The organism is Methylomonas sp. LW13 (assembly GCF_016865255.1).
GTDB lineage: Bacteria > Pseudomonadota > Gammaproteobacteria > Methylococcales > Methylomonadaceae > Methylomonas.
Window position 1 is genome coordinate 4,074,752 of record NZ_CP033381.1, and the last position, 24,479, is coordinate 4,099,230.

Below are 24,479 nucleotides of genomic sequence, written 5' to 3' on the forward strand. Positions count from 1 at the left end.
TTTTTAATCCAGGGAGGTTGTTGTATCGCTATATACGGCATCCATATCCAATTGCAGCAGAATAGCTTTTCTAAGTAACGCTTTTTCTTTATTCAGACTGTTTCGAAGATTGGTGACAACTTCTTCTAGTCTGGCAATCCGATGCTCAAGAGATTCTGAGTCAACACCACTGAAACGATGTAAAGGCGGCATGGAATTCTCATACTCCTCGTCAGCGGCTTCGAGTAACATTTCTTCCTTAACCTCGACAATCACTTTGGTGACCGCCTGCTCATCCAGCAGCTTCAACTCCTCCAAATAACCGAACAATAGCAGACGATCACACAAGGAATTAATGCGCCTAGGAATACCGCCGCTAAACTCATGAATCACCTCGAAAACACTGGGCGTAAACTCGGGAGTTCCCGTCCAGCCGGCAGTTTGCAACCTAAAAAGTATATATTCTTTAGTCTCTTCCAAATCCAATGGATCAAGTTGAAATGTGGATACAATCCGTTGTTTCAGCTGCTCCATATCCGCGGAGTATATAGTACGTTTCAATTCGGTTTGCCCAACCAGAAACACCTGAAAAACGGGATTGCCGTTAACATCCAAATTGGTAAGCATGCGCAACTCTTCCAAGGACTGTTTAGGCAAATTTTGTGCTTCATCTACGATTAACAATAATCGCCTTCCCTCTCTGGCTTTTTCAGCGATAAATTTTTCGAATCCCGATAATAAACTAGCTTTATCCGTTAGGGAAAATGAAAAACCAAATGTCGATGCAGCCATCCGCAAGGTGTCTTCGGGACCCACTTGAGAAGTCATCATCACACCAATTAACAATTTCTCCTTATTCAAATTTTTTATCAAACTCTTTACCAGCATAGTTTTACCTGTGCCAGGTGAGCCGATAACGAGCACAAAGCCTTCACCTTGCGTCAAGCCGTAATGCATATAAGCTAAAGCACGCTTATGCACGGAGCTCTGGAAAAAGAAATCTGGGTCTGCGCTTAACTGAAAAGGCTTTTGGGTGAGATTATAAAATCCGTCGTACATGTAGTTTCTATTTAGAATCGTACGTTAAAATTGGCTGTCGCCCTGTTTTCAACATAACCGTTAAATTGAGACGAATCAGATATTTGATTGATATGTCGAAACTCGAGCCGAGTATCCATTAATAAGGGCCTCCCAAGATTAATCGGAATCCCCCTACTAACCCCCAAAGCAACATCATATCGAGAATTGCTGGTCAACTCTCCGTCGGTGTGCTGCCAAGACGGCCGCAAATAAAGATCCATTCTAGAAGCAAATTGCCATTGCCAACTACCCGTAACACCATATGACATGTCTTCTCCAGAACGAACCTCATATGTTCTACGTTCGTTAAATACCGAAGCGGTATAACTGCTCTTGCCCGTTTGGTACGAGAAAGAAAGATTTCCACGTTTTCTAATAATCACGTCGTTGACCAAATCAAACGGATTGAAAACTAATTGAGTATTGTTAAAATTGGGGCCTCGAATTAAAGATGATCTTCCAGTCACGGGATCAGTAGGGCCCGGCGTGAGAAATCCCTGAGCAATTAAATCTTGAGTATTAACCACCTGAGTCAAACTACCCGATGCATCCCGAAGAAAAAAACCCTGCTCGGCAAACAATTGCTGCTGTGTAGTTGTCTCCTGGGAATAATTGAATGCAATAGTGGCCTGCTTAGCTCGATAATTAAAGTTTGCATCCCAGGAATCGCCAGTATTTAACCCAACATCTTTATTACGATACGTAATAGTCGAACTGAGATTTTCCGATGGATTAAATTGCAACGTAGCATGCTTGTTATTACCAATACCGACCTCAAGCGAATACCACTTGCTTGGCGTCCATTGACCACCTACAGTATAAAAAAAACCATTACTTATGCTGTTGGCCGAGGTCTGAAAATCGTTATTTTCAAACCCTGCTTGCCCGAAAAGGTTAAATTTGTTATTGATATAATACCGAGCATTACCTTGATATTGTTCAAATCGAACATCTTGACCGACAACCCTACTCTGTTCTTGCGACGAATAATTTAATCCCCAATTAATTCTATTAAAATAACTGCCGCTGGACAATCTAGCCTGGCGCGTAATAGTATCTGAATCAGACACTAAACTTGACAACTGCGGAGTGACCGCAGATCCATTTAAATTCTCAAAGGAAGACTTACTATAACCGACTTTAGCTAAACCCGTTGCAAACTGGCCAAAACGAGGCGTCCAATAGGGTGAAATACTAAATGTCTTTACTTCAGTCCGCCCTCCGTTCCCAGAAATATTATCAGTCGTAACAAACGAATTACTAATATTTTGCTGACTAATTGAGCTTGCAGTTTCCAGAAAAAGGGTGTTACGAACAGCTTGATACAAAGAATTCATATTAAGCTGATGATTTATATCTATAGCATCTCTACCACCCGCATTATAGAGACCTTGCATACGATAATTTAAATTGAAATTACTCCACGGAGAATTCCCATACAACGAAACTCCAGGACTAATCTCGGTTACAAAACCGCTCTTTTTGTTATTTTCAGAAAGCGCCAAATTATCAGAAAATATTTCACTCGCCGATAAACTCGGACTAAATCTCCAATCTAGCGCCATTGCGACGCTAGAATGTAAAACCATGCCAACACTTAAACCAGAAAGCAAGGTAGCTAGAGATAAACCGGAAAGACGATTACTGTCACAAATGTCCATATTTCCCATAACTATAATTGTGACCGTATATATCTATCTCTTTTCTTGTTTTGTTCAGAAGAGTCATAACAACATCGCAATTACTAAGCTTCGCAACCGACTCATTAACCACGCTCTGAGGGGTTACTTCCGCCGCAATCACCAGCACTACTTGCCCTACAAGTTCCGCAAGTATTTGGGCTTGAGTAGCAACTAACAACGGAGGTGAATCAAAAATCACAATTCGATCTTTGTATCGCCGACTCACTTCTTCCGCGAACAAATACATCCGTTGACTTGATAACAACTCTGTTGAGTATTTATGTCTTTTACCCGCTGTAATTAAACTAAGATTTGGAAGATCTGTTTTTAACAAAATATCTGAAAAAGTTACTTTATCATCTTCTAAATACTCTATTAAGCCTCGAGGGCTATTAATCCCTAATTGTTTTGATATACTTGGCTTTTCCACATCAGCATCTATAAGCAAAACTTTTTTATCTCTTTCGTTAGCAATACTCAAAGCCAAATTAATTGAAACAAATGTCTTACCTTCCCCAGGCAAACTACTGCAAATAAGAATTAAATTAGAACGATTAATTCCATTATTTTCTGCGCCCTGTATATTGTTTACCAAAGGCCTCTTAATAACTCTAAATTCTTCAGCTAGCTGAGATTTTGCGTTATTATTATCTATAAAACCGTTTTCCGCCAAACTAGCCCAATCAACAACAACCTGTTGTTCGGGCGAAAATGCCCCGGAAGATTCCCGCAACCCAGTCGATTCTAAATTGGCTTCACTGAAACCCCTATCAGGTTTAGCTGTGGTAGCCGACTCTTGACTATTATTTTCCACAACTAACCCTTGGCTCCCTGCCTTTTTCAGCGCATTCTCTATAATGCTCATATGTTTACCTGTTTAATACGACTTTACTTGAGTATCTCAAATATCATGATACCGATATAACCACTTAGCAATATTGCAAAAGTCGAAATAAGTAACCAGTCAATATTATTAGTCTGACTTATGCCTTGTGAGGTAAGAGACACACTACCTAAGGATGGTAGGCCGGTCACAATCCTTACTTGTCTCGTTGACATGAACACTGGACGTATAAAATAAACCAAAAACGCGACACCAAATCCCAAAATAACCCCAACCAAAAGCGCGAAAGAATAAAATAATTTTCTATTAGGTGAGCTAGGCTTGTTGGGCTTACTAGGGGGATCAGCAATTTTAAATTTCAAACGAGATGTCTGGTCATCAACGCGTTCGGTAATATGAGCCTGTTCACGCCGATCCAGCAACTCGGCGTACTTGCCGCTTATCGTTTCATAGTCCCGGTTAAGATTTTTCATTTCCGTTTCTATGGTCAATCTTTCATTCAAACCTTCTTCAAGCTTTGCTATCCTGTTTCGAATTGACTCAACCAAAGTTTGACTAGAAGCAACTTCAGCCTGAGCATTGTCAAACCCCATTTTTAACGCCTGAACATAGGGATTTGCCATTTTCTCTGCACCAATACTTTCGGAAAGCCCTGCCTGTATATCTCCATTGACTTGCGACTGACTCGTCTTAGCTTGGTTCTCTTGAGTTTTCAGCGTGTCAATCAACTTATCGATTTCAATTATTTCCGGATGGCGTTCGGTATATTTAAGCAACAATTCAGTGCGCTTATCTTTCAGAGATTCTATCCTTGCATTATCCGCAGATACTTCCTGAGTGGATGTCGGTAGACCCCAGTCTTCCTCAGACTCTTGGATTTCAGCAACCTGCTCCGCTAAAACATTTCGTCGAGAAATAGCTTGCTCTAGAGCCGTGTTGGCATCTAGATACTGCTCCTTCATTTTCTGCAAACTCTGAAATTGATCTGAGCCGTTAAGTAAATCAATGTTTGCGCGTTTAAATTCTTCTTTCGCTTTTTCAGCATCTTGCAGCCTAATCTCGTATTCTCGTATCTGCTGTTCGATGAAACGTTGCGCATCACTCGCGTCAGCCAATGCTTTGCCCTCTGTTTGTTCAGAAAACACTGTAAGAACAGCCTGGACCACACTCTTCGCAACTTCAGGATCTTGTGAGGTATAAGCAATATCGAATATATCTCCTCTGCCTCCTGCAATTGTTATGTCCTTCTTAAGTTTCTCAATCAATTCCGTAGCAGATCCTGAGCTATCCTGCGATCTACTTAGCTGAGATAGCGAAATAATTTTTTCAAGATTAGGTCTCGTAAACATTAGCTGCTGGATTATTCTGATCAGCGCAGATATATCAGGCTCTATAACCATACCTCTCATGAGAGGCCTAATCACTGTAGCTGAATCAATATGAACTTTGGCTTTCGATTCAAATTTATCAGGCATCATAAAAATGTACGCCCAAGCAGCTGAACAAACAACCAAAGCGAAAACGATGGCAAGGCGCTTGTACTTTAAAGTACCTTTCAAATAAAAATAAACTTCGGAAAGATCTTGCTGCATATTAACTAGCCGTTGTTTTCAATCTAGAATTAATGGACATACTACCTACAGAAAAAGTCTACCTTCTTACAAACACTTAAAAATACGCATCGGGAATAATCAAAATGTCCCCAGGCATCATCAAGACATTAGCTGACAAATCTGTATCATCAATAAGGTCGTCAATCCTTACGCCAAACGGCTTCAATTCTCCATTCACATCCCTGATAACACTGGCTCTATTACCATCAGCATATTGGTTCAGACCAATTTGAATAATAACATCCAATAGCGTCATTCCCCTCTCGTATGGAATGGATTTACCCTGGTAACGTCCTACGCCACCACCACCAGTTCCACCACTGACTCCACCACCGCCACCGCCACCGCCAATTCTCCCAATGACCCTGATTTGCTGAGTGCTAATCCCTTTGAATCCGCTAACCATAACAACTACCTGTGGACTTTTTATATAAGTCGAAAGCACCTTCTCAATGTCCCGAGCAAGTTCAAATGGCGTTTTACCACTGGCCAACAATTCTTCTACTAAAGGAACAGTTATCTTTCCATCCGGACGCACTGGCGCTGATGTAGATAACTCTGGGTTGCCCCAAACAAAAATATTGACACTATCGCCAGGCCCTATCTGATAAGTATAGTCAGCAGTCTGTTGCATATCCTCAAGTAAAGGCTGGGAACACCCAACAATACTAGAAATAAGGGCAAATGCTATCAAACAATACAACAACTTTTTTTTAAATATCCGCATAATCATAATCTAAGTAGTTACCCAATTACCTGCTCAATTCTCTATTTCTTCAAGGATCTTTTTTGCGTTATCTTTACCGGAAAAATTTCGCTTCTGTTTTTCAGACAAACTAATAGATTGTTTAAGCTCACTTATCGCAGTCGCTTTATTACCAGCATTCATGTGCGCAACTCCTAAGTGATATCTAAACTCAGGCAGTTTAGGCTCTTTTAGAATCAAGGACTGTAATAACTTCAGCCCCTCCTCATTACTACCAGCTTTAATTAATGCCCAAGCGTATGTGTCTTGAAAATACGAATTCTCGGAATCTTTAAATACTTTTGCTAACTCCATTCCTTGACTAATCTCATCGTGACTGTTTGACTCTATCAATAACGAGGCCAAATTGTTAATAGCTAAGTTATTATCGGGATTCTTATCGAGTACTGCTTTATACACCCTGATTGCATTTTCCTTTTCGTTTAATTGTTCATACAAAGCAGCTAGAGCCATAGCTAACTGAGGATCATTTGGATTGACTTCCAATCCTCGCAAATACACATCTTTGGCTGAAGAAATATTTTTATTCATCATTGCCTCAACCCTTGCTAGAGCGAGATAAATCGATGCTGCTTTTGGAGTATGTTTAACCTGATCCGTCAGCAGCTTTTTGGTTTTTACATAATCATTATTTGCAATGTATATATCACTCAGCACGCCAACAGTATTTAATTGATCAGGATACTTTACATGGTGCTTTTCCAAATACGCAACAGCATTCTCTCTTTGCCCAAGAGCCTCGTAAGATCTGACTAAATTAATCAAAGAATTTAAATGATTAGGATACTGTTGTATCAACTTGTCATACAAGCTAATTGCCTCAGCATACTTACCTTTACCCTGTAAAACATTGGCTTGAAGATATATAGGCATCGCCTTATCTTTAGAAAAAAGTGCTAGCCGTTGAATAGACTCTTGGGCGCCATCCCACTTTTTCTCTAAAATATCCAACTCAGCCTTACTAGTAAGTAATAAAATGTCGTTTTGTTTTAGCGATAACGCCTTTTCAAGATATTGCCTAGCATTTTCATTTTGCCCGGCCTGTACGTAGTTACTATATACACGAGAAAAGGCAGCCAAATTTGCTGGATTAACTTCTAACGCCTGTTTAAAACTTTTCTCAGCCTGTTTCCGATCCTGTTTTATTAAATAAGCATCACCTAGCAAAGAATAAACGTCGTCTGCATTAGTTTTGTTCCATACAAGTTTATTAAGGAACTCAATAGCTTCATCCGTTTTATTTTGAGCCAGCAAAAAACGACCTTTAAGCAAATTTGCCTGAATCAATTCCGAATTAATACTAAAAATATCTTTTAAAGAGCTTTCTACAGCACTAAACTGCTTTTCCGTTAGCGCAATTTCCGCAAGAATGACTTGGGCTGACAAGCCTGCTTCGTTATTCTTTTCTAGCTGAACAACTTGTTCTAACCCTTCCTTACCAGTTTCAGCATATCCTGACGCAACCATCCATTTCGAGAGCTCTAACAACACCTTAGGTTGCCCTTGATGGCGGTTAAGCATAGCCTTGTACTCCGAAATCACTCGATCTTTAGCACGAGCATTTAAAAATTCGATCAAAACTATTTCAGGCTCGACTTTATCATTTGATTTTTCGACCATTTCCCTCAATAGTCTCTCCGCCTCCTCAAGCTTATCAGTCATCGAGTAAATGGAAGCCAAGCTCAGCTTAAAGTTACCGGCATCTGGGTATAACTGAATAAGCTCCTGATAACCCTTTATTACGCTATCTATGTTATTCAGCCCTGCATCCAGTTTTATCTTAAATAAGCGCAAAGGAAGGTTTGCGGGCTGTACTCCCAATGCCTTATTTACTGCCCCCAAAGCTTGATCTATTTCATTTTTTTCAGCAAATAAAGCAGCTTGCAATGACAAAGCCTCAACATTATCCGGGCTATCTTTTAAAACAAAATCAACTATTTCTGCTGCTTGATCTTTTTTCAACTGCTTAATATAAACCGATGCCTTGATCATTTTTGCATCAATATTGCTTGAGTCACTTGTCAAAACTGACTCCGCTTGCTCCAATGCTTTCTCCAGATCTCCAAAAACAATATCGAGCTTGCCTAGTTTTATTTTTGCGGAAGTCAAACTTGGCTCTAATTCTAAGGCCCTAATCAGGTTTTGCCGCATCGACTTGAAATTATTATTTTTTTCGTCCAATAGGGCCATATAGAAATAGGTCTCACCAAACTTATCGCTGCTTTGACTGGCTGTCTTCAACTCAAGCAATGCCTTATCAAATTCCCCTTTTTCAAAAAGCTCCTTACCTTTTTGCAAATGACTCCGAGCAGATTCCTCCGGCGAGGAACATGCCGCTGTTTGCAATAAAAACGTACATGCGAGAACTACGGAACTGATTATTTTTCTTTTCATCCTATTACCAAAACCCCAATATTTTATTTGACTACTTACTAATCGCCTAGAAATATATAATTACATTCGATCCCGCCATATTAATTAACAATATTTTCTTTTATCCAGGAATATAACTCTAGCAAATCGGGATGCATATTTTCTAAAACAGCCTGAGTAGTAATGAAATAAGGTGCTCGTATACCATGATAGTCAATATCCTTACCAACTCGTTGAAAATCTATACCTGACCGATGCATCAGCCGCGGCAAGAACGGCTCCATCATCGCAAACACATTTGTACGTCCATCAACCTCTGTTAGGACTGTGGCGGCAAAAAAACAAGCAACTGCTATTGACGAAAAAGTCCTCTGCTCTTGAGGCGAAAACTGTAAGCCGTTAATTTCACCGAAGCGGGTTAGAGTCTCGCCGGTACGTCTACGAAACGCCCCATCCACAGCTAATCTTGATATTTCGCATACTGTATTTCTTTGTAGCTTTAAATCATCTATAAGCTTGCTGTCTAAACTAGCTCCACAGTATTTTTCTAACGGCAATGGCTTATTCTGTCGTTCCCCGATAGCAGGAACCATTCTCACACAACCAGCAGGGATACCAGTTTGCAAATGCGTAATCAAACAGTGGCGTGAATATTGATCGTATTCGTCTACTTCAAGGCGATTAGCAAAATGTTCAACAGGTTCATATTTAAACTCTTCACAATAAACACGGTACCTTACTTGAAAAACAAATTCCTTCTGAGCGTCACTTTCAGCGAGCCCCACCTTGAAGTAACGGCTAAAACTTTCTGCCAGTGATAACTTAGGCCCCACATCCATCTTGCCCTCTCATTTTCACAAGCATCATCCAGCTACAAATATTTATCGATGTCATGCGCTTTAATTCCCCACGCCAGTAAATGCTCTATTCGATCATTTGCCAATCCCAAACGATTAGACATAGCTTGAAACAAGCCCTTCAAAAATAAATAACCCTGCACCGGATGATCGTCCAAATAAACACTCAACATATCACTACGAACTTCAAGTAGACACACATCAGTCAATGAAACAACAGAGGCCGTTCTCTCCCTGGGTTCGTACAAACAGACATCCCCAAATACCGCCCCAGCATCTAAATCACAGAGACCTGGACTTATTCTACGATTCCCATCCAGCTCTGCACCGCCCAACACTCTAACAACACCTTCTTCTATGAGAAATAATGTATTTCCTTGCTGGCCTTTTTTTACGATGGTCTCACCCGCATTTAGGCGATATCGTTTCCAGCCGGAACCGTCCGAGAATTGCGCATTAGCTAGTACGTCACTAAATAATTCTTTCATGTCAGCCTGAATCTGCAAAGTAATGATCCTGCCTACTGCTTATAAGGTCGTATAATGATTATACGTATTGAAAAAACACTTAAACATCGACGCTAAATGCAAAGCTACATTTATTACAGCTACTTGAGCGCAGCCATCGCTTATGGTTTTTTACTTTTATACGCTTGCTTTAGGAAAAACTGGCATCTGCCTTTCATAATAGCAGTTTTGTGCTCGTTAGCATGGTGCACAAGCGTGATAATCGCCACAAAAAATAGCCATTTCTTCTTCGCTGACACGCTACCGTACGAAACTCTCCGGAATGCATCTTGGTTTCTTCAACTTGGAACACTGCTGTCCAAACAGATATACAACGATCACAAGCAAATATTTAAGTCGAATGTTAGCGTGGCCGCTACCCTAACTATCGCGCTAGTTTTAGGTATTGAGATCTTTCCCGCCTACCTAACCCTAATCCGAGAACATCTAAACGTCGATCCTCGTTTCGCATCGCACGTTGTATCCGCTGTATTTGGCCTCATCCTGGTTGAGCAGCTTTATCGCAGCACCCCCCTGAAGCAAAGGTGGAATCTCAAATTTCTGTGTATAAGCCTTGGCTCGCTATTCGCATTCGATTTGCTCGTTTACAGCAAATCACTGCTATTCAGCAGCCTGGACTTCGAGCTCTGGCAGTCACGCGGCGTAATTAACGCACTCATGACACCACTTTTAGCAGTCACATTGACCCGACTAAAGCTTAACAGCCAAAGTACGGAACTGACAACACCTCGCAAAACTATTTTTTACTCAACGATTCTCCTCGGTTGCGGCATCTATTTAATCCTTATGTCGTTTGCCGGTTTTTATATCAAACGCGCAAATACCGAATGGGGTGAGGCTGCACAAACTCTGTTTATTTTCCTCGCCATTCTCCTGCTGATTATCCCGTTTACATCTGGAAAAATACGAGCGATCTCCAAGGTGTATTTTAGTAAGCACTTTTTCCACTACAGCTACGATTACCGCGAAGAGTGGCTCAAAATCAGCAAATCATTGGCAAAACTTGAGTCGCTTGAGGAACTGAAAGGATTCATCATAACTACTTTAACGGACCTAGTAGAAAGCGCAGGAGGCGGTTTGTGGTTAAAAAACGATCAAGGCCAATTTTTTCTAGCTGCAGAACAAAACCTCAAACTCACTCCACAAGAAATTGAATATCTCCACAACATCGGCGACCTGCCTCAATATTTAGCGAACAAGCAATGGGTCATCGATTTTTTCGAACTAGCTCATGCTCCGGAAGTATACGACGACATAGATCTATCGCCGTGGTGCTACGAAGATAGCCAAGTGTGGCTGATAGTGCCGCTATTTCACCTAAACAAACTTGAAGCTTTTGTGGTGTTAACGCAGGCGCGCGCACCACGAAAACTTGACTGGGAAGACCACGATCTTTTAAAAACAGTGGGAATGCAACTTGCCAACGCCCTCGCTTTGAACCGGACAAGTGAAGAACTCGCCAATAATCGTCAATTTGAAACTTATCACCGCCTTTCAGCATATTTGGTACATGACCTCAAAAATCTGGTAGCCCAGATCTCCTTGATAGTAAAAAACGCGGAAAAGCACAAACATAACCCGGACTTCTTCGACGATACCATAGACACGCTAAATAATGTGGTCAAAAAAATGCACCATATTGTCGAACAGTTAAAACAAGGTGAGACCAACACAACTACAGCCAATACCTTCATCAATCTGGTGGAATTGGTTAAAAACATCGAGCAACAACATCTCGGCACTCCGCCGTTGCAGATGGACACAACACTCAGCGAGTGCTTCGTGACGGCCGACAAAATCAAACTGACCAATATCTTGACGAATTTAGTGCAAAACGCCCAAGACGCCATAGCGACAAGCGATGGATGGGTTAAGCTTGAATTAACAAAAAACCAAGACTATGCTGTCATCAGAATTATCGATAACGGTATAGGTATGGACCAACAGTTCATTGCGGAACGCCTATTCAAGCCGTTCGATACGACAAAAGGCAATGCCGGAATGGGCATCGGCGCCTACGAAGCCCGCGATTACATTCTAAAGCAGTCTGGAAATATCCGGGTCGATAGCAATCCAGGCCGCGGCACTGCTTTCACCATCCAATTACCATTAGCTCAGCGAGTTTCCGCAAATCAAGGAAATAATGATCACTTCTAAAGTACTGTTAGTTATCGAGGACGACCTAGGCTTACAAAAACAACTGAAATGGGCCTTCGAGCAATACGAAGTAGTAATAGCAAGTAATAGAGACGAAGCAATAGCTGCACTTAGACGATATACGCCAAGCGTCGTTACCTTGGATCTTGGTTTACCGCCCGACCCCACCAACGCCACTGAAGGACTCGCCACTCTCAAGGAAATTCTCGCATTAGCACCTGCCACCAAGATAATCGTGGTAACCGGCAATGATGATCGCGCAAATGCGATTCATGCAGTAGCCTTAGGTGCTTATGACTTTTATCAAAAGCCGGTAGACCCGGACGTCTTGGGCCTGATTATAGAAAGAGCGTTTCAACTTGACGCATTGGAGCGCGACTACCAAATATTGCAGCAACAAAAGCCCCTGACCGGCGTGATCGCCACCAGTCCGCAAATGCAGGCGGTCATGCGGATGATTGAAAAAATTGCACCGACTCAAGCAACCGTTTTACTAATCGGCGAAAGCGGCACCGGTAAAGAGCTATTGGCAAAAGCCTTACATCGCCTGAGCACACGCGCCTCACAACCGTTTGTAGCGGTAAACTGCGCGGCCATACCAGAAACATTGTTAGAGAGTGAATTATTTGGCTACGAGAAAGGTGCATTCACCGGCGCAGTCGCGCAAACCAAAGGCAAAATCGAATATGCGCAGGGCGGCACATTCTTTTTAGACGAAATCGGCGACCTCCCTTTTGCCTTGCAAGCAAAATTGCTGCGATTTATCCAGGAACGGGTCATAGAACGGTTAGGGGGTAGAAAGGAAATTGCCGTGGATGTGCGCATTATATGTGCAACACATCGCCATTTACCCGACCTCATTGCGCAAGGTAATTTCCGGGGCGACTTATATTACAGGCTCAGTGAGATTGTCGTTGACATTCCCCCACTACGCGAACGCGAAGGCGATATTATTACGATAGCTAATGCTTTGCTACAGCGCTATTGCCGCGAAAACAACTCCAAAGAAAAACATTTTTCCCACGACGCCGCTCGTGCTCTTGAAGCTTATAACTGGCCTGGCAACATTCGGGAGATGGAGAACAAAATCAAACGTGCGGTCATTTTATCCGACAACAATTTCGTCACCGCCGAAGAGCTGGAAATTGGTACCGATAGCGACAAGTCCATGCCGCTGAATCTCAAGTCGGTACGAGAAGCGGCAGAAACCATCGCCATCAAACGCGCACTGACCTACGCAGACAATAACATATCAGAAGCAGCTAAATTATTGGGTGTTACCAGGCCAACCTTGTACGGTTTATTTGAAAAATACGGACTGCAAGCTTTGCTGCGTAATCATACTGATGAACACCAGAATTGACATAGAAGGCCTACCAGCGAGAACGGTTGATAATTGCAGGCTAGGGTTTTACGCGGCGGATTTAAACAGATAAATCAGATTCTCGACACATAAGAAATAACGCCGATTTGCTTTACCTGGCGCCCCCTCATATCGACAGGAACGTCAGTTGCAATATCCGAATATAAGCGAAAATCGTGTCGGTAACCCTCAAACCATAAAGAGTTTTCCAGCACTTGCTTTGTATTCAAATAATACAGCAGACGTGCACTTTGACGACTAGCATCGCCCAGTTGCTGTATATCTAAGCCTTGTTTCTTAATACTGTACGCCAGTGCCGGATCGGCTAACATATACCAATGTTTAATGCCCTGCTGGACGGAATAAACCGCCGCGGCTCGATACAGCCCCCACATTATGTCTCTATTGATATTGCGGTAATCGTGCAGAAAACTAATTTTGCGATTTTCTTCAGCTACCTCTACAGCCGAGTTTCTAAAAGCAAAGCGCCTTGCTTCCTTAATAACGCATAGCCTGGAAATTTCAACGGAATTTTTGTATCTGCCGTTTGGTAGCCGTTGATGTGAACTACTGCTTTCTTGAAACGGAAAAACGTGACCTTTGGGCATGACCATCCTCAGCCCGCCCAACCACTGCTGAGTATATTTATGCCTGACTAAAAAATGAACTGCGCTTTTATCCCATTCATCGATTTCTTGCTGCGCCGGAAACTGCTCCGTATCGTCAAAGCCCATTTCATCGCAATAAACCCGGTATCTGAGTTGATAATGAATTTTTTTACTTTCCGGCGTATCAGCTAAAAATACCTCGAAACAATGATCGAAAGACTGCTTCTGTCGATTCAAGATACACCCCACCCTATAAACAAATATTCATAACAAGTTCAAATAGCTATAGCCACTTTGTCTCGTTCCGCAGGTAAGGATGGTATAGCAAATCGAGTCAATTTCAAGCTAAATTGTAAAAAAAACCGACACTCGCTGATTAGGTTTTTTAATTTCCTCGTTCTATCTAGCTCGCATTCCAACGTAAATCCAGCGTAAACGGATAATCTTTATTGAACTCCTCACTCGGTAATTCCAACACGGTTTCGGTCGGCGTATGCCCGTGCTGCCAAAAACGACTAACCCTGCGTCCTTCAGCCTCGTAAGCATTAACTGGCAGCGTGTCGTAGTTGCGGCCGCCGGGGTGAGAAACATGATACGTACAACCGCCGATAGACCGACCGTTCCAGGTATCAACCAAATCGAATACCAGCGGCGCCTGGACACCGATAGAGGGATGCAAAGCCGACGGCGGGTTCCAAGCCCGATAACGGATACCCGCCACCAGCTCTCCTTGCTTGCCGGTGGCCTTTAACGGCACCCTGCGACCATTACAGGTTAAGGCATAGCGTTCACCCATCGCTCCAGTCAGCGACACCTGCAAGCGCTCCACCGAGGAGTCGACATAACGGGCGGTGCCGCTGCTGGTGATTTCTTCGCCTAACACGTGCCACGGCTCAATAGCCTGATACAGATCCAATTGCAGATCGTTAACCCGCAGACTACCGATTCTAGGAAACCGGAATTCCAAAAACGGCGCGAACCATTCCGTCTTGAATTCATAACCCGCAGCTTGCAGATCGCGCGCCACATCGTAAATATCGCTGGCAATGAAATGCGGCAACATAAACCGGTCATGCAATTGCGTCCCCCAGCGCACCAAAGGCTTCTTGTAGGGCTCGCGCCAAAACCAAGCTACCAGGGTTCGCAGCAACAGCATTTGCATCAAACTCATTCGTGCGTGCGGCGGCATTTCGAACGCACGCAACTCCAGGAGCCCAAGCCGTCCAGCATCGGTACCCGGCGCATACAGTTTGTCGATACAAAACTCGCTACGATGCGTATTGCCGGTCATATCCACCAACAAATTGCGGAACAGCCTATCGACCAGCCACGGCGCGGCCACTTCGCCCTCCGGCATCTGTTGAAAGGCAATTTCCAGCTCGTACAGGCTGTCATTGCGCGCTTCATCGACGCGCGGCGCCTGGCTGGTTGGACCAATAAACAAGCCGGAAAACAAATAGGACAAGGCTGGGTGATGCTGCCAATACGTGACCAAGCTGCGCAACAAATCCGGTCGCCGCAAAATCGGACTATCGGCGGGCGTAATGCCGCCCAAGGTCACATGATTACCGCCACCGGTCCCGGTATGCCGGCCATCCAGCATGAATTTCTCGGTGCCGAGCCGGGTCAACCGGGCCAGCTCGTACAAAGTGGTGGTGTTGTGCACCAGCTCTTTCCAACTGGCGGCAGGATGAATATTCACCTCTATCACGCCAGGATCGGGCGTCACCGGCAAACGGGTCAGACGCAAATCGTGGGGCGGCTGATACCCCTCTATTACCACCGGCATTTTCAAAGCCGCTGCCGTAGCTTCCACCGACGCGATAATGTCCAGGTAGTGTTCCAACTCGGTCGTGGGCGGCACAAATACAAATAAACGACCTTCACGGGCCTGAACCGACAAAGCGGTATGCGGCACCCATTCCGGATCGTGCGGCCTCTCATCATCGGCTGCGTCCATTTCGGTCGGATGTAGTCCCTGCTTGGCCATTTGACTGTAACGACGGCTAACTTCCGAATCAATATCGCCCAGAGGCTCCACCGGTTCATACAGGCTACGTTCATGGGGGTGATCGCGCTTTTCGAACGGCACCCAAGGCAAACAGTTCAGAGGTAAACGCAAACCCATCGCCGAATCGCCCGGCACCAGGAACATCGCCCCGCGGCGGAATTCCCAAGCACTGCTGTTCCAAGAACCGGCCTGATAGCTCCAATGCAGCGGCAACACATAGCCGACCGGCGCGCCGAGATCCGCGCTGAGCAATTTGGCCAAGCGCTGACGCTCTAAGTCGTCTTTCAAATCGACTTGCAAAGGATCCAGGTTTTTCGGTACCAATCCCTCCTGTAACAGGTAGTAAAGAGGATCCTCGAAACCAGGCAGAATGAACTCGCCAGCCACGCCCAGCCGTTTCACCAAATCACGGATAAATGCATCCGCATGCTTGAGATCGAATCCATAATCACGGGTCTCATCCGCCAATAGGGCCGGATTTTTCCAAATCGGTTTGCCGTCCTTGCGCCAGAAACACGCCAACTGCCAGCGCGGCAACGGCTCGCCCGGATACCATTTGCCCTGCCCGAAATACAACAGCCCGCCCGGCGCAAAGCTGTCGCGCAAACGTCTGACCAATTTTCCGGCCAACTTGCGCTTTTCCTCGCCGTCAGCATCGGTGTTCCATTCCGGCGCATCCATGTTATCGATGGACACAAAAGTGGGCTCGCCGCCCATGGTTAAGCGCACATCCCCGGCTTTCAGCTCGGCATCGACCTTTTCGCCCAGACGCTCAATGTCGGTCCATTGCTTATCGGTGTATGGTTTGGTAACCCGTGGGTCTTCATGGATACGGCTGACACGATTGGAAAAATCGAAGGTAGTCTCGGCCTTACCGATAAAGCCGCCGCTGACCGGCGCCGCACTGACATAATCCGCGGTACAGGCTAAGGGAATATGGCCCTCTCCGGCAAACAGTCCGGACGTCGGATCCATACCTATCCAGCCAGCGCCGGGAATATACACCTCGGCCCAGGCGTGCAGATCGGTGAAATCGTGGTCGGTGCCCGACGGGCCGTCCAGCGATTTCACATCCGCCACCAACTGCACCAAATACCCCGATACAAAGCGCGCGGCCAAACCCATGTGCCGCAATACCTGCACCAGTAACCAACCGGAATCTCGACAGGAACCCAACTTTTTTTCCAGGGTTTCCTCGCAACTTTGCACGCCCGGTTCCATCCGGATCGCATAGTTGACGACCTGATTCACGGCTTGATTGATACTCACCAGAAAATCGACGATGCCTTGCTTATCCCGCTTCAAGCCGGCCAGAAAACCTTTGAGCAAAGGCCCCTGCTCGCGAATTTCCAGGTAAGGCGCCAGCTCCTTGGCCAATTGCTCCGGATAGGAAAACGGATAATGTTCGGCGTACTCTTCCAGAAAAAAATCGAAGGGGTTGATCACCGTCATATCGGCAATCAGATCCACTTCTATCGAAAATTCGGTGGTTTTTTCCGGAAACACCAAGCGCGCCAGATAATTGCCAAACGGGTCCTGCTGCCAGTTAATGAAGTGCTTATCCGGCTTAATGGTCAATGAATAGGCACTGACCGCCGTCCGCGAGTGCGAAGCCGGCCTTAGCCGCAATACGTGCGGACCCAATTGGACCGGATGATCGTAGTGGTAACTGGTTTTGTGATTAATCGCTACTCTGATACTCATGCTGACACCGGACTGGCTGCTTCACTCTCTGCCTGTAACAAACGTAGATTTTCCTCTACCCCAGCGGCATGCGTTAATTCAGCAACATTCTGCTTTGTAAAGAAACCATCAAAATTACCAAAACGCTGCACGTACTCCACAATCAACGACGAATGCTCGGAAGCGCTGGAAAATATTTGCTTCAAGCCTTCTTCGCGTGAACCGATGACATCCAGCAGAAAGTCCTTACCTCTGGCCCGGATAGCCTGCACTACATAATCGATATTGGCCTGGCCGTTGATCTCACCGTCCGCTACTTCCAAAGCCACATGATGCAAGCGCGGTCCATAGTTGCGCACGAAACTCTCGGTCGGTGACGGCAAGCCCACCAGATGATTGACAAAATACGGATGATTGGCAGCGGTAAACACTTTGGCCGGACTAATGCGTTCCTCGGGATAATGAATGCTTTTGGTGACGTTGGTCGAAGAATTCTGATTGGCAATATCGTAGGACCCCCAATAGTAATAACTGGAGAGCGTCAAATATTCCAAAATCGCCACTTCCCGATTCTGGCTGTAAACCCGGGTAGCTAAATGATCGATGGGGCGGATCAGTTTATCCAGCCCTAATTCTTCCTGAATCTCCTTGGCTTGCAGGTAGCCGCGATTCACTTCGTCAAGGATAATGCTATTTCCCAAGGCATATACTCTGATGTCCTCCGGCGGCCTTTCCCAGTAAGCCACGATGTTGTGAGTATACGGCGACGGTTTGACGATGGCCATATTGCCGGGCAATTCCAGTTTGCGAATTTGATCCTGGTTAAAAAAGCGGATTTCCCTGGCTTTTTGCTGCTCGACCACTTCGTGCAAATTGCTGACCCGGAAAATTTCGCCCATATAGCGCGAGTTAGGCTTGTGGGCACCAATCGGATACACCTCGTTCAGACTGCGGAAAATGTCAGCCCGACCGGGTGCACGCACTTCCCGCACCAACAAGTCCGGCGAATTCATATCAATCCGCAGCACGTGAGTCCAATGGCTCTCGGACTGTAAAGTGACCAGATAGTGGTAAGGCGTCATCAAGGCCAATTCGCTGACATAGGCCGCCGAACAGCCTGGCTCCACCGTCAACATTAACGCATCGATTTCGCGGATCATTTCGGTCAGGCCGGTTCGATCCCGGTTTTCCAGCAACTTGACCAGAAACTCGTCAAACCAGGGCGAATTGGCCTTGTCGCCCTGCTTGGGGTGGATCAGTGAATTTATCATCCGTTTTCCTCTAACTCTATTTGTCCGCTAGGCTGAATCGCCAAAATTTTGCTTAAACAGTCGGTGCAGCAATACACTGTTTACACAAGGACTTATTCCGGTCCATTAAGAAAGGCCCGCTGAATTTCAACGCCGAGCGCGTTGTTACGCAAAATGAAATCCTGCAAAAACTGATGCAAGCCCGTCTTAAAAATGTCGGCCATCCGCCCGTAATGCAGCCGCGCATGATTTTCGCCGGCCAAGCGCAGACACTCCCGGCCCCGCTGCCGACACAGTTGCTCCAGGATAGGCGCTAGTTCGTCGTAGCAGGCATGCAAAGAGCGCGGCATGTCGTCGCGTAACACCAATAGCTCGGCCACTTTCCAGGGCTCGATGGTATCTCGAAATACTTTTTGATAGGCCTCGAATGCCGATACCGAACGCAGCAAGGAACTCCATTCGTAATAATCGACCTGACCCTCGGGAGCTTCCACGGCCGGCAACAGCAATTGATACTTGGCATCCAGCAGCCGGGCGGTATTGTCGGCCCGTTCGACAAAGCTGCCCAAACGCACAAACTTGTAACTGTCATCGCGCAACATGGTGCCGAAGGTAACACCGCGAAACAGGTGCGAACGCGATTTCACCCAATCGCAAAATTCGCTGATCTCTGCTTCTCGTAAACCTTGTCGAATCCGTTGCCTAAGTTCCAACCATAAGGCATTGACGGTCTCCCACATTTCCGAAGACATCGCCACTCGGACGGCACGCGCGTTTTCGCGCGCCGAGTTAAGAGCACTGACGATGCTGGAAGGGTTACGCTCATCCAAAGCCATGAACTGAATCACATTGACAGCAGTGTAGCCGGAGTAGTTTTTCTCGAAAGCCTCGATATCGTCGGCAATCTGCACCGGGGGTTTCCAGCGTGCGGCTTCGTCGTAGGCGCTATTGGCGACCAGTGACATCCGATAAGTCACGTCCAGCACCCGCGCCATATTCTCGGCGCGCTCGATATAACGGGCCATCCAGTAAAGATGGTCGGCGGTGCGGCTTAGCATGTTGAGTCTCCGTGCAATACCCAAGTGTCCTTAGTGCCGCCGCCCTGCGAGGAGTTCACCACCAGTGAACCTTCCCGCATCGCTACTCGGCATAAGCCTCCCGGCACCAGCGTGGTGGTTTTGCCGGACAACACAAACGGTCGCAAGTCCACATGGCGCGGCGCCACCCCTTGTTCAACCAAAGTCGGACAAGTCGACAAAGCCAGAGTCGGTTGGGCGATGTAATTGTCAGGTTCGGCCAAAATCCGCGCCCGAAAATCCTCGATCTGCTGTTTGGAGGACGTTGGTCCCACCAACATGCCATAACCGCCGGAACCCTGCACTTCCTTGACCACCAGTTCCTCCAGATGCGCCAACACATATTTCAAATCGTCGGGATTTTCCAGTTTATACGTGGGCACATTGGACAAAATAGGCTCCTCGCCCAGATAAAAACGCACCATCTCCGGTACATAGGTGTAGGTAGCTTTGTCGTCTGCCACTCCCGTGCCAATCGCGTTAGCCAGCGTGACGCCCCCATTGCGATACACCGAGACCAAGCCCGGCACACCGAGCATCGAATCTTCGCGAAACGCCAGCGGATCGAGAAAATCGTCGTCGATGCGCCGATAAATCACGTCAATGCGCTTTGGGCCTTCCGTGGTGCGCATGAACACTCCATTGTCCTTGCAAAACAAGTCCTGGCCCTCTACCAGCTCTATACCCATTTGCTGCGCCAGAAACGCATGTTCGAAATACGCACTGTTATAGGCGCCAGGAGTCAACAACACCACAGTCGGATCGTAAACACCGGGCTGCGCCACCGCCCGCAAATTGTTCAATAGCACCTGCGGATAATGCTCGACCGGCGCTACCGCATAACGGCGAAACAGTTCCGGGAACAGACGCATCATCATCTTGCGGTCTTCCAGCATGTAGGAAACCCCGGACGGTGTGCGCAGATTGTCTTCCAGCACATAAAATTCGTTCTCGGCGGTACGTACGATGTCGACGCCGGCGATATGTGCATAAATCCCACCGGGCACGTCCACGCCCTGCATTTCCGGCCGATACATCTCGTTTTCCAGAATGCTGGCGGGGACGATACCGGCTTTGATGATTTCCTGATCGTGATACAGATCGTTCAAAAACGCATTCAGCGCCGTGACTCGCTGAATCACGCCCGCCGACAACACCCGCCATTCCGTCGCGGCCAGAATCCGCGGCACCACATCAAATGGAATTAAGCGCTCAGCGCCGGCCTCGTCGCCGTAGACATTAAAAGTAATACCCACCCGCCGAAACAGCATTTCCGCTTCGCGGGACTTTTGCATCAACTGGGCATGATCGGTACTGCTCAACCACTCCGCGAAGGGTTGATACAGCCGCCGGACGCTACCGGTTGAGGTACGCATTTCATCGAAAAAAGTATTTATATTCATGATCATCTTTCAGCAATCCACATGCCAATCTTATTAATGTCTATTTATCAAAAAGTTAAATCGCCGCCACATCACCCAAACCGCTTTACGCACCACATCAGTGCAGCACACATCGGTAAGCGCCCTGAAAACGACCATAGCCGTTCACACGCCATTGTCATTTCCGCAGGCGTTGATTATTGTGATCGCTCTAAACCAGCAATTGCGGCGAGGCGAGACAGATGCAGACAGCTTTTTTCACGATATTCGGTGAAGTACTATTCGACAATTTTCCGGACGGCAGCCGAATCCTCGGTGGCGCGCCATTTAATGTCGCCTGGCATCTGCAAGCTTTGGGCCGGCCAGCCCTGTTTATCAGCCGTGTGGGGGAAGATGACGCCGGCCGCGAGATCCTCGCGGCCATGCAAAGTACCGGTATGACGCGATCTGCCATGCAGATAGACGCTGCTCACCCAACAGGCAGCGTAGCGGTCAGCATAACAGACGGGCAACCCAGCTACCGGATTCTGGACCGGCAAGCTTACGACTACATTGATGCCGAGGCGTTCCATCATTCCCCCAAACAGGGCTTGCTCTATCATGGCAGTCTGGCTTTACGAAACCCGGTTTCCAGACAAACATTGCTTAATATGCAACAGAACTGGAGTGGCCCGGTGTTTCTGGATGTCAATCTGCGCGCGCCCTGGTGGCAAGCGAATGAGGTCTTGGAATGGATAGCCGGCGCGGATTGGTTAAAACTGAACGATGAAGAATTGGAATTATTGCTGCCTGACCAGCAGAGCATAGACACCAAGATGCGCCTATTGCAGCAGACGTATCATTTACAAGGCGTGGTGCTTACGCGCGGCAGCCAAGGTGCTCTGGCGCTGAATTCATCGGGGAAGTTGTTCGGTATCGCCCCCGAAAGCCATATTGAAATAGTCGATACGGTCGGTGCCGGCGATGCGTTTGCAGCAGTTTTGTTATTGGGGATTGCCGAACACTGGCCTATGCCCGTGATGCTAAAACGGGCGCAGGAGTTTGCGTCGGCGTTGGTAGGTCAGCGCGGCGCTACCGTCGCCGACCCAGCGTTTTATCAAGGGTTTATTGAAGCCTGGCAATAGCAGAGGCGTAATGTCTTGTGCCTCTGCCACACTGATCAAGATTGTTGTCTGGCGGGCACGCCGTCTGACCAATCGTCAGACTGGGCGGAGAAAAACTTTTTAAATGTCGGCATGAAGCTGGCGGTGATCGGGATCGAATAAAAACAATACATCGCCGCCGCCTCGCCGGTACTGACGCCAAACAGCCATTGCGGCATGAACAAGGTCATCAACGCGCCGAAGCAATGGTAGATGCCGATTCGCCAATTGTTTTTCCAGACAAACGCGCTGAAGGCCAGGGCAAACAAAGAGCCATGGGTCACCAGCAAACCAAAGGCGCTGGAGATCGCATAACCGATGTGGTAGATGCCCATGAACAGACAGGAGTTCATCCGGCCGATGAAATTAGGGTCAATATCAAACAGCTGCCAGTCGTTCGGCAAGCGGGTCAAAATCAAAAACAAACCGCTCAAAGAGCTGCCGACAATAAAAGCTTTCTTCAAGGCCTTAGGGTCCGACGAATACGTCGCCAAAGCCGGCATGATCGCAAAGGCTTGCAGGCTGATATGCACCGACGACAATTCGCTTAGAAAAAGATTGCTGCCGTAGCCGCACTGATCGGCTACCGGATACGCAAAATACTGAATAAATTCCATCAACGAGAAGTGAAAAATGGCGTAAGCCCTCGCCAGTTTCACCCAAAAGGTTTCGTCCTTATCCAGGAAGGTTACCGTGGAGGCAACGAGCCCCGCCACTCCCAGGCCCAAAGACATATTGGCACTAAAACACATGGTTAATCCGTCATTTAAATTTTTAGAAGCGGCGCGTACCTTGTCGCAGTCGCCGGTTTGATTTATGAGTGCCGGCCATTTTTGCCGGAAGGCAAAGATACACGTAGCGGCGTTTTATTGCAGCAATTTTGTGGGAATTAATCGCTAGCCGCCTGAATACGGCCGAACTAGTGCGGCCGATTGGCCAACTCAATCTGTTCTATCAACTGTTCGGCACCCTCCAACTCTCGATCATAAACATCGGTGCGATAAGCCTCGCCATTCAGCGTAACCGCGGATGCCGATACCAAACCGTCGGCTTTTTCTATGTTGATACGGGTTAATGTAGACAAGCCTGGCTGCAAGGGATTGGCCTTGAGTTCCGCGGCATCCAGCGCGATACGCACCTGCAAACGCTCGGCGATATGAATGAAATTACCGGTAGCATTATCGGTCGGCAACACTGCAAAGATGCTGCCGGTACCTGGATTGATGCCTTGCACCCGGCCGTGATACATCCGTTCGTCGCCATACGCCGCCACGCGCACTTCGGCCGCTTGCCCCGGCCTGACCCCGGCGATCTGACTTTCCAGAAAGTTGGCTTCTATCCATAGATCGTCGAGCGGCACGATAGCCAGTAAGGGCGCACCAGCCTTCAGCGTATCGCCGACTTGCACCTTGCGTTTGGCCACGCAACCGGACACCGGCGCCACCAGATTTCGGCGCTGAAAATCCAGAAACGCTTGGCGCAAGCGGCTCTTAGCTTTTTCCACCGCAGGATGATTATCGATACCCGAATCCAGCAATTGCGCCTCAATACTGCTTTGTTCGGCGCGAATTTCTTTAATCGCCGCCTGCAGTTCGTGGCTTTTATCTTGGGCATTTTGTAGCTGTTGATCGGAAACCGCCCCATCCTTAGCCGCTGCGTTAAAGCGCGCCAAGTCATGATCAACCTGTGCCAGCAAAGCTTGTTTCACCAAGGCCCGCTGCTTCAGCGTCTCGGCTTTGGCCTGCAAACTGACGATATTCCGCACCGCTTCCGCCAATTCGGCTTGCGTCTGCTGCAAGGCAATGCCGGCATGCACACCATCCAGCCGAACCAAGACCTGGCCTTTTTCCACGCACTGGGTGTTTTCCGCCAATACTTCGATCACGGTACCGTCAGTCTGGGTTTTCAACGTAATTAAATGCCCGGCCACGAAGGCGTCGTCGGTGGCGATCCAGTCGCGATGCTCCAGCCACCAATAAGCCAGATAAGCCAAACCGGCCAGCAGCAAAGCCAAGGTGACGCCTTGCAAGCGGCGCCGGCGTTGGCGCAGAATTTCTCGAGGACGAATTTTTTTTGGCATGTTTGC

At 47.0% G+C, this 24,479-nt stretch carries 18 protein-coding genes; 3 read left to right on the forward strand and 15 right to left on the reverse strand.

Translation table 11 applies throughout. The features are described from left to right. Positions 1 to 3: 3 nt before the first annotated feature. From JL719_RS18355 to JL719_RS18390, 8 genes are all read right to left on the reverse strand, one after another. Entirely contained in the window at positions 4 to 1,038 is a 1,035-nt protein-coding gene (locus JL719_RS18355; RefSeq protein WP_033155687.1) for an XrtA/PEP-CTERM system-associated ATPase, read from the reverse strand. Between the two features lie 11 nt (positions 1,039 to 1,049). Then, a complete protein-coding gene (locus tag JL719_RS18360) occupies positions 1,050 to 2,729 on the reverse strand; it encodes a TIGR03016 family PEP-CTERM system-associated outer membrane protein (RefSeq protein WP_225892895.1) in 1,680 nt (559 codons plus the stop codon). Next, complete coding sequence (locus JL719_RS18365; RefSeq protein ID WP_033155689.1) at positions 2,707 to 3,606, reverse strand: XrtA-associated tyrosine autokinase; 900 nt, start codon at positions 3,604 to 3,606, stop codon at positions 2,707 to 2,709. Before JL719_RS18365 ends, JL719_RS18360 begins: the two co-directional genes overlap by 23 nt. Positions 3,607 to 3,629: 23 nt before the next feature. Continuing rightward, positions 3,630 to 5,177, reverse strand: coding sequence for an XrtA system polysaccharide chain length determinant (locus JL719_RS18370; RefSeq protein ID WP_033155690.1), 1,548 nt, complete (start codon positions 5,175 to 5,177; stop codon positions 3,630 to 3,632). 76 nt (positions 5,178 to 5,253) lie between these two features. Beyond that, the gene (locus JL719_RS18375; protein WP_225892897.1) at positions 5,254 to 5,925 is read right to left on the reverse strand and encodes a polysaccharide biosynthesis/export family protein; all 672 of its coding nucleotides are present in this window, start codon (positions 5,923 to 5,925) and stop codon (positions 5,254 to 5,256) included. Positions 5,926 to 5,958: 33 nt separating this feature from the next. Continuing rightward, positions 5,959 to 8,358 carry a tetratricopeptide repeat protein gene (locus JL719_RS18380; protein WP_033155692.1) on the reverse strand — a complete coding sequence of 800 codons (2,400 nt, stop codon included), beginning with the start codon at positions 8,356 to 8,358 and terminating at the stop codon, positions 5,959 to 5,961. Between the two features lie 80 nt (positions 8,359 to 8,438). Next, positions 8,439 to 9,176, reverse strand: a complete 738-nt coding sequence (locus tag JL719_RS18385) for a PEP-CTERM/exosortase system-associated acyltransferase (protein ID WP_033155693.1) — start codon at positions 9,174 to 9,176, stop codon at positions 8,439 to 8,441. A gap of 32 nt (positions 9,177 to 9,208) precedes the next feature. Then, positions 9,209 to 9,682, reverse strand: a complete 474-nt coding sequence (locus JL719_RS18390; protein WP_033155694.1) for a Crp/Fnr family transcriptional regulator — start codon at positions 9,680 to 9,682, stop codon at positions 9,209 to 9,211. A gap of 96 nt (positions 9,683 to 9,778) precedes the next feature. Between JL719_RS18390 and prsK the strand changes: the two genes are divergently transcribed. Beyond that, positions 9,779 to 11,878: an XrtA/PEP-CTERM system histidine kinase PrsK gene (prsK, locus tag JL719_RS18395; protein ID WP_033155695.1), complete on the forward strand. Its 2,100-nt coding sequence runs from the start codon at positions 9,779 to 9,781 to the stop codon at positions 11,876 to 11,878. After that, the gene (gene prsR / locus JL719_RS18400) at positions 11,865 to 13,241 is read left to right on the forward strand and encodes a PEP-CTERM-box response regulator transcription factor (RefSeq protein WP_033155696.1); all 1,377 of its coding nucleotides are present in this window, start codon (positions 11,865 to 11,867) and stop codon (positions 13,239 to 13,241) included. The genes prsK and prsR overlap by 14 nt, the downstream gene beginning before the upstream one ends. A 74-nt stretch (positions 13,242 to 13,315) precedes the next feature. Here the strand turns inward: prsR and JL719_RS18405 are convergent, their stop codons facing one another. From JL719_RS18405 to JL719_RS18425, 5 genes are all read right to left on the reverse strand, one after another. Continuing rightward, positions 13,316 to 14,086, reverse strand: coding sequence for a PEP-CTERM/exosortase system-associated acyltransferase (locus JL719_RS18405; RefSeq protein WP_033155697.1), 771 nt, complete (start codon positions 14,084 to 14,086; stop codon positions 13,316 to 13,318). 166 nt (positions 14,087 to 14,252) lie between these two features. Then, positions 14,253 to 17,564, reverse strand: coding sequence for a transglutaminase family protein (locus JL719_RS18410; protein WP_033155698.1), 3,312 nt, complete (start codon positions 17,562 to 17,564; stop codon positions 14,253 to 14,255). Next, on the reverse strand, positions 17,561 to 18,814 hold the full coding sequence (locus JL719_RS18415) for a hypothetical protein (protein WP_033155699.1): 1,254 nt from the start codon (positions 18,812 to 18,814) through the stop codon (positions 17,561 to 17,563). Before JL719_RS18415 ends, JL719_RS18410 begins: the two co-directional genes overlap by 4 nt. A 92-nt stretch (positions 18,815 to 18,906) precedes the next feature. Further along, entirely contained in the window at positions 18,907 to 19,851 is a 945-nt protein-coding gene (locus JL719_RS18420) for an alpha-E domain-containing protein (RefSeq protein WP_033155700.1), read from the reverse strand. After that, positions 19,845 to 21,278 (reverse strand): circularly permuted type 2 ATP-grasp protein, encoded by a 1,434-nt coding sequence (locus JL719_RS18425; protein ID WP_033155701.1) that lies wholly within the window; start codon positions 21,276 to 21,278, stop codon positions 19,845 to 19,847. Before JL719_RS18425 ends, JL719_RS18420 begins: the two co-directional genes overlap by 7 nt. 215 nt (positions 21,279 to 21,493) lie before the next feature. Here JL719_RS18425 and JL719_RS18430 point away from each other — a divergent pair, with 215 nt between their 5' ends. Further along, positions 21,494 to 22,375, forward strand: a complete 882-nt coding sequence (locus tag JL719_RS18430; RefSeq protein ID WP_033155702.1) for a PfkB family carbohydrate kinase — start codon at positions 21,494 to 21,496, stop codon at positions 22,373 to 22,375. Between the two features lie 35 nt (positions 22,376 to 22,410). On the opposite strand, the gene JL719_RS18435 is transcribed toward JL719_RS18430, so the two are convergent. Further along, positions 22,411 to 23,145, reverse strand: a complete 735-nt coding sequence (locus tag JL719_RS18435; protein WP_033155703.1) for a DUF5765 domain-containing protein — start codon at positions 23,143 to 23,145, stop codon at positions 22,411 to 22,413. 167 nt (positions 23,146 to 23,312) lie between these two features. Then, positions 23,313 to 24,473 (reverse strand): HlyD family secretion protein, encoded by a 1,161-nt coding sequence (locus JL719_RS18440; protein WP_225892902.1) that lies wholly within the window; start codon positions 24,471 to 24,473, stop codon positions 23,313 to 23,315. Positions 24,474 to 24,479: the final 6 nt, after the last annotated feature.

Excerpts from the sequence above, each read along its gene's own strand:
- JL719_RS18355 (WP_033155687.1), bottom strand. The coding sequence starts at position 1,038 with ATGTACGACGGATTTTATAATCTCACCCAAAAGCCTTTTCAGTTAAGC.
- JL719_RS18360 (WP_225892895.1), bottom strand. The coding sequence starts at position 2,729 with ATGGGAAATATGGACATTTGTGACAGTAATCGTCTTTCCGGTTTATCT.
- JL719_RS18365 (WP_033155689.1), bottom strand. The coding sequence starts at position 3,606 with ATGAGCATTATAGAGAATGCGCTGAAAAAGGCAGGGAGCCAAGGGTTA.
- JL719_RS18370 (WP_033155690.1), bottom strand. The coding sequence starts at position 5,177 with ATGCAGCAAGATCTTTCCGAAGTTTATTTTTATTTGAAAGGTACTTTA.
- JL719_RS18375 (WP_225892897.1), bottom strand. The coding sequence starts at position 5,925 with ATGCGGATATTTAAAAAAAAGTTGTTGTATTGTTTGATAGCATTTGCC.
- JL719_RS18380 (WP_033155692.1), bottom strand. The coding sequence starts at position 8,358 with ATGAAAAGAAAAATAATCAGTTCCGTAGTTCTCGCATGTACGTTTTTA.
- JL719_RS18385 (WP_033155693.1), bottom strand. The coding sequence starts at position 9,176 with ATGGATGTGGGGCCTAAGTTATCACTGGCAGAAAGTTTTAGCCGTTAC.
- JL719_RS18390 (WP_033155694.1), bottom strand. The coding sequence starts at position 9,682 with ATGAAAGAATTATTTAGTGACGTACTAGCTAATGCGCAATTCTCGGAC.
- prsK (WP_033155695.1), top strand. The coding sequence starts at position 9,779 with ATGCAAAGCTACATTTATTACAGCTACTTGAGCGCAGCCATCGCTTAT.
- prsR (WP_033155696.1), top strand. The coding sequence starts at position 11,865 with ATGATCACTTCTAAAGTACTGTTAGTTATCGAGGACGACCTAGGCTTA.
- JL719_RS18410 (WP_033155698.1), bottom strand. The coding sequence starts at position 17,564 with ATGAGTATCAGAGTAGCGATTAATCACAAAACCAGTTACCACTACGAT.
- JL719_RS18415 (WP_033155699.1), bottom strand. The coding sequence starts at position 18,814 with ATGATAAATTCACTGATCCACCCCAAGCAGGGCGACAAGGCCAATTCG.
- JL719_RS18420 (WP_033155700.1), bottom strand. The coding sequence starts at position 19,851 with ATGCTAAGCCGCACCGCCGACCATCTTTACTGGATGGCCCGTTATATC.
- JL719_RS18425 (WP_033155701.1), bottom strand. The coding sequence starts at position 21,278 with ATGATCATGAATATAAATACTTTTTTCGATGAAATGCGTACCTCAACC.
- JL719_RS18430 (WP_033155702.1), top strand. The coding sequence starts at position 21,494 with ATGCAGACAGCTTTTTTCACGATATTCGGTGAAGTACTATTCGACAAT.
- JL719_RS18435 (WP_033155703.1), bottom strand. The coding sequence starts at position 23,145 with ATGTGTTTTAGTGCCAATATGTCTTTGGGCCTGGGAGTGGCGGGGCTC.
- JL719_RS18440 (WP_225892902.1), bottom strand. The coding sequence starts at position 24,473 with ATGCCAAAAAAAATTCGTCCTCGAGAAATTCTGCGCCAACGCCGGCGC.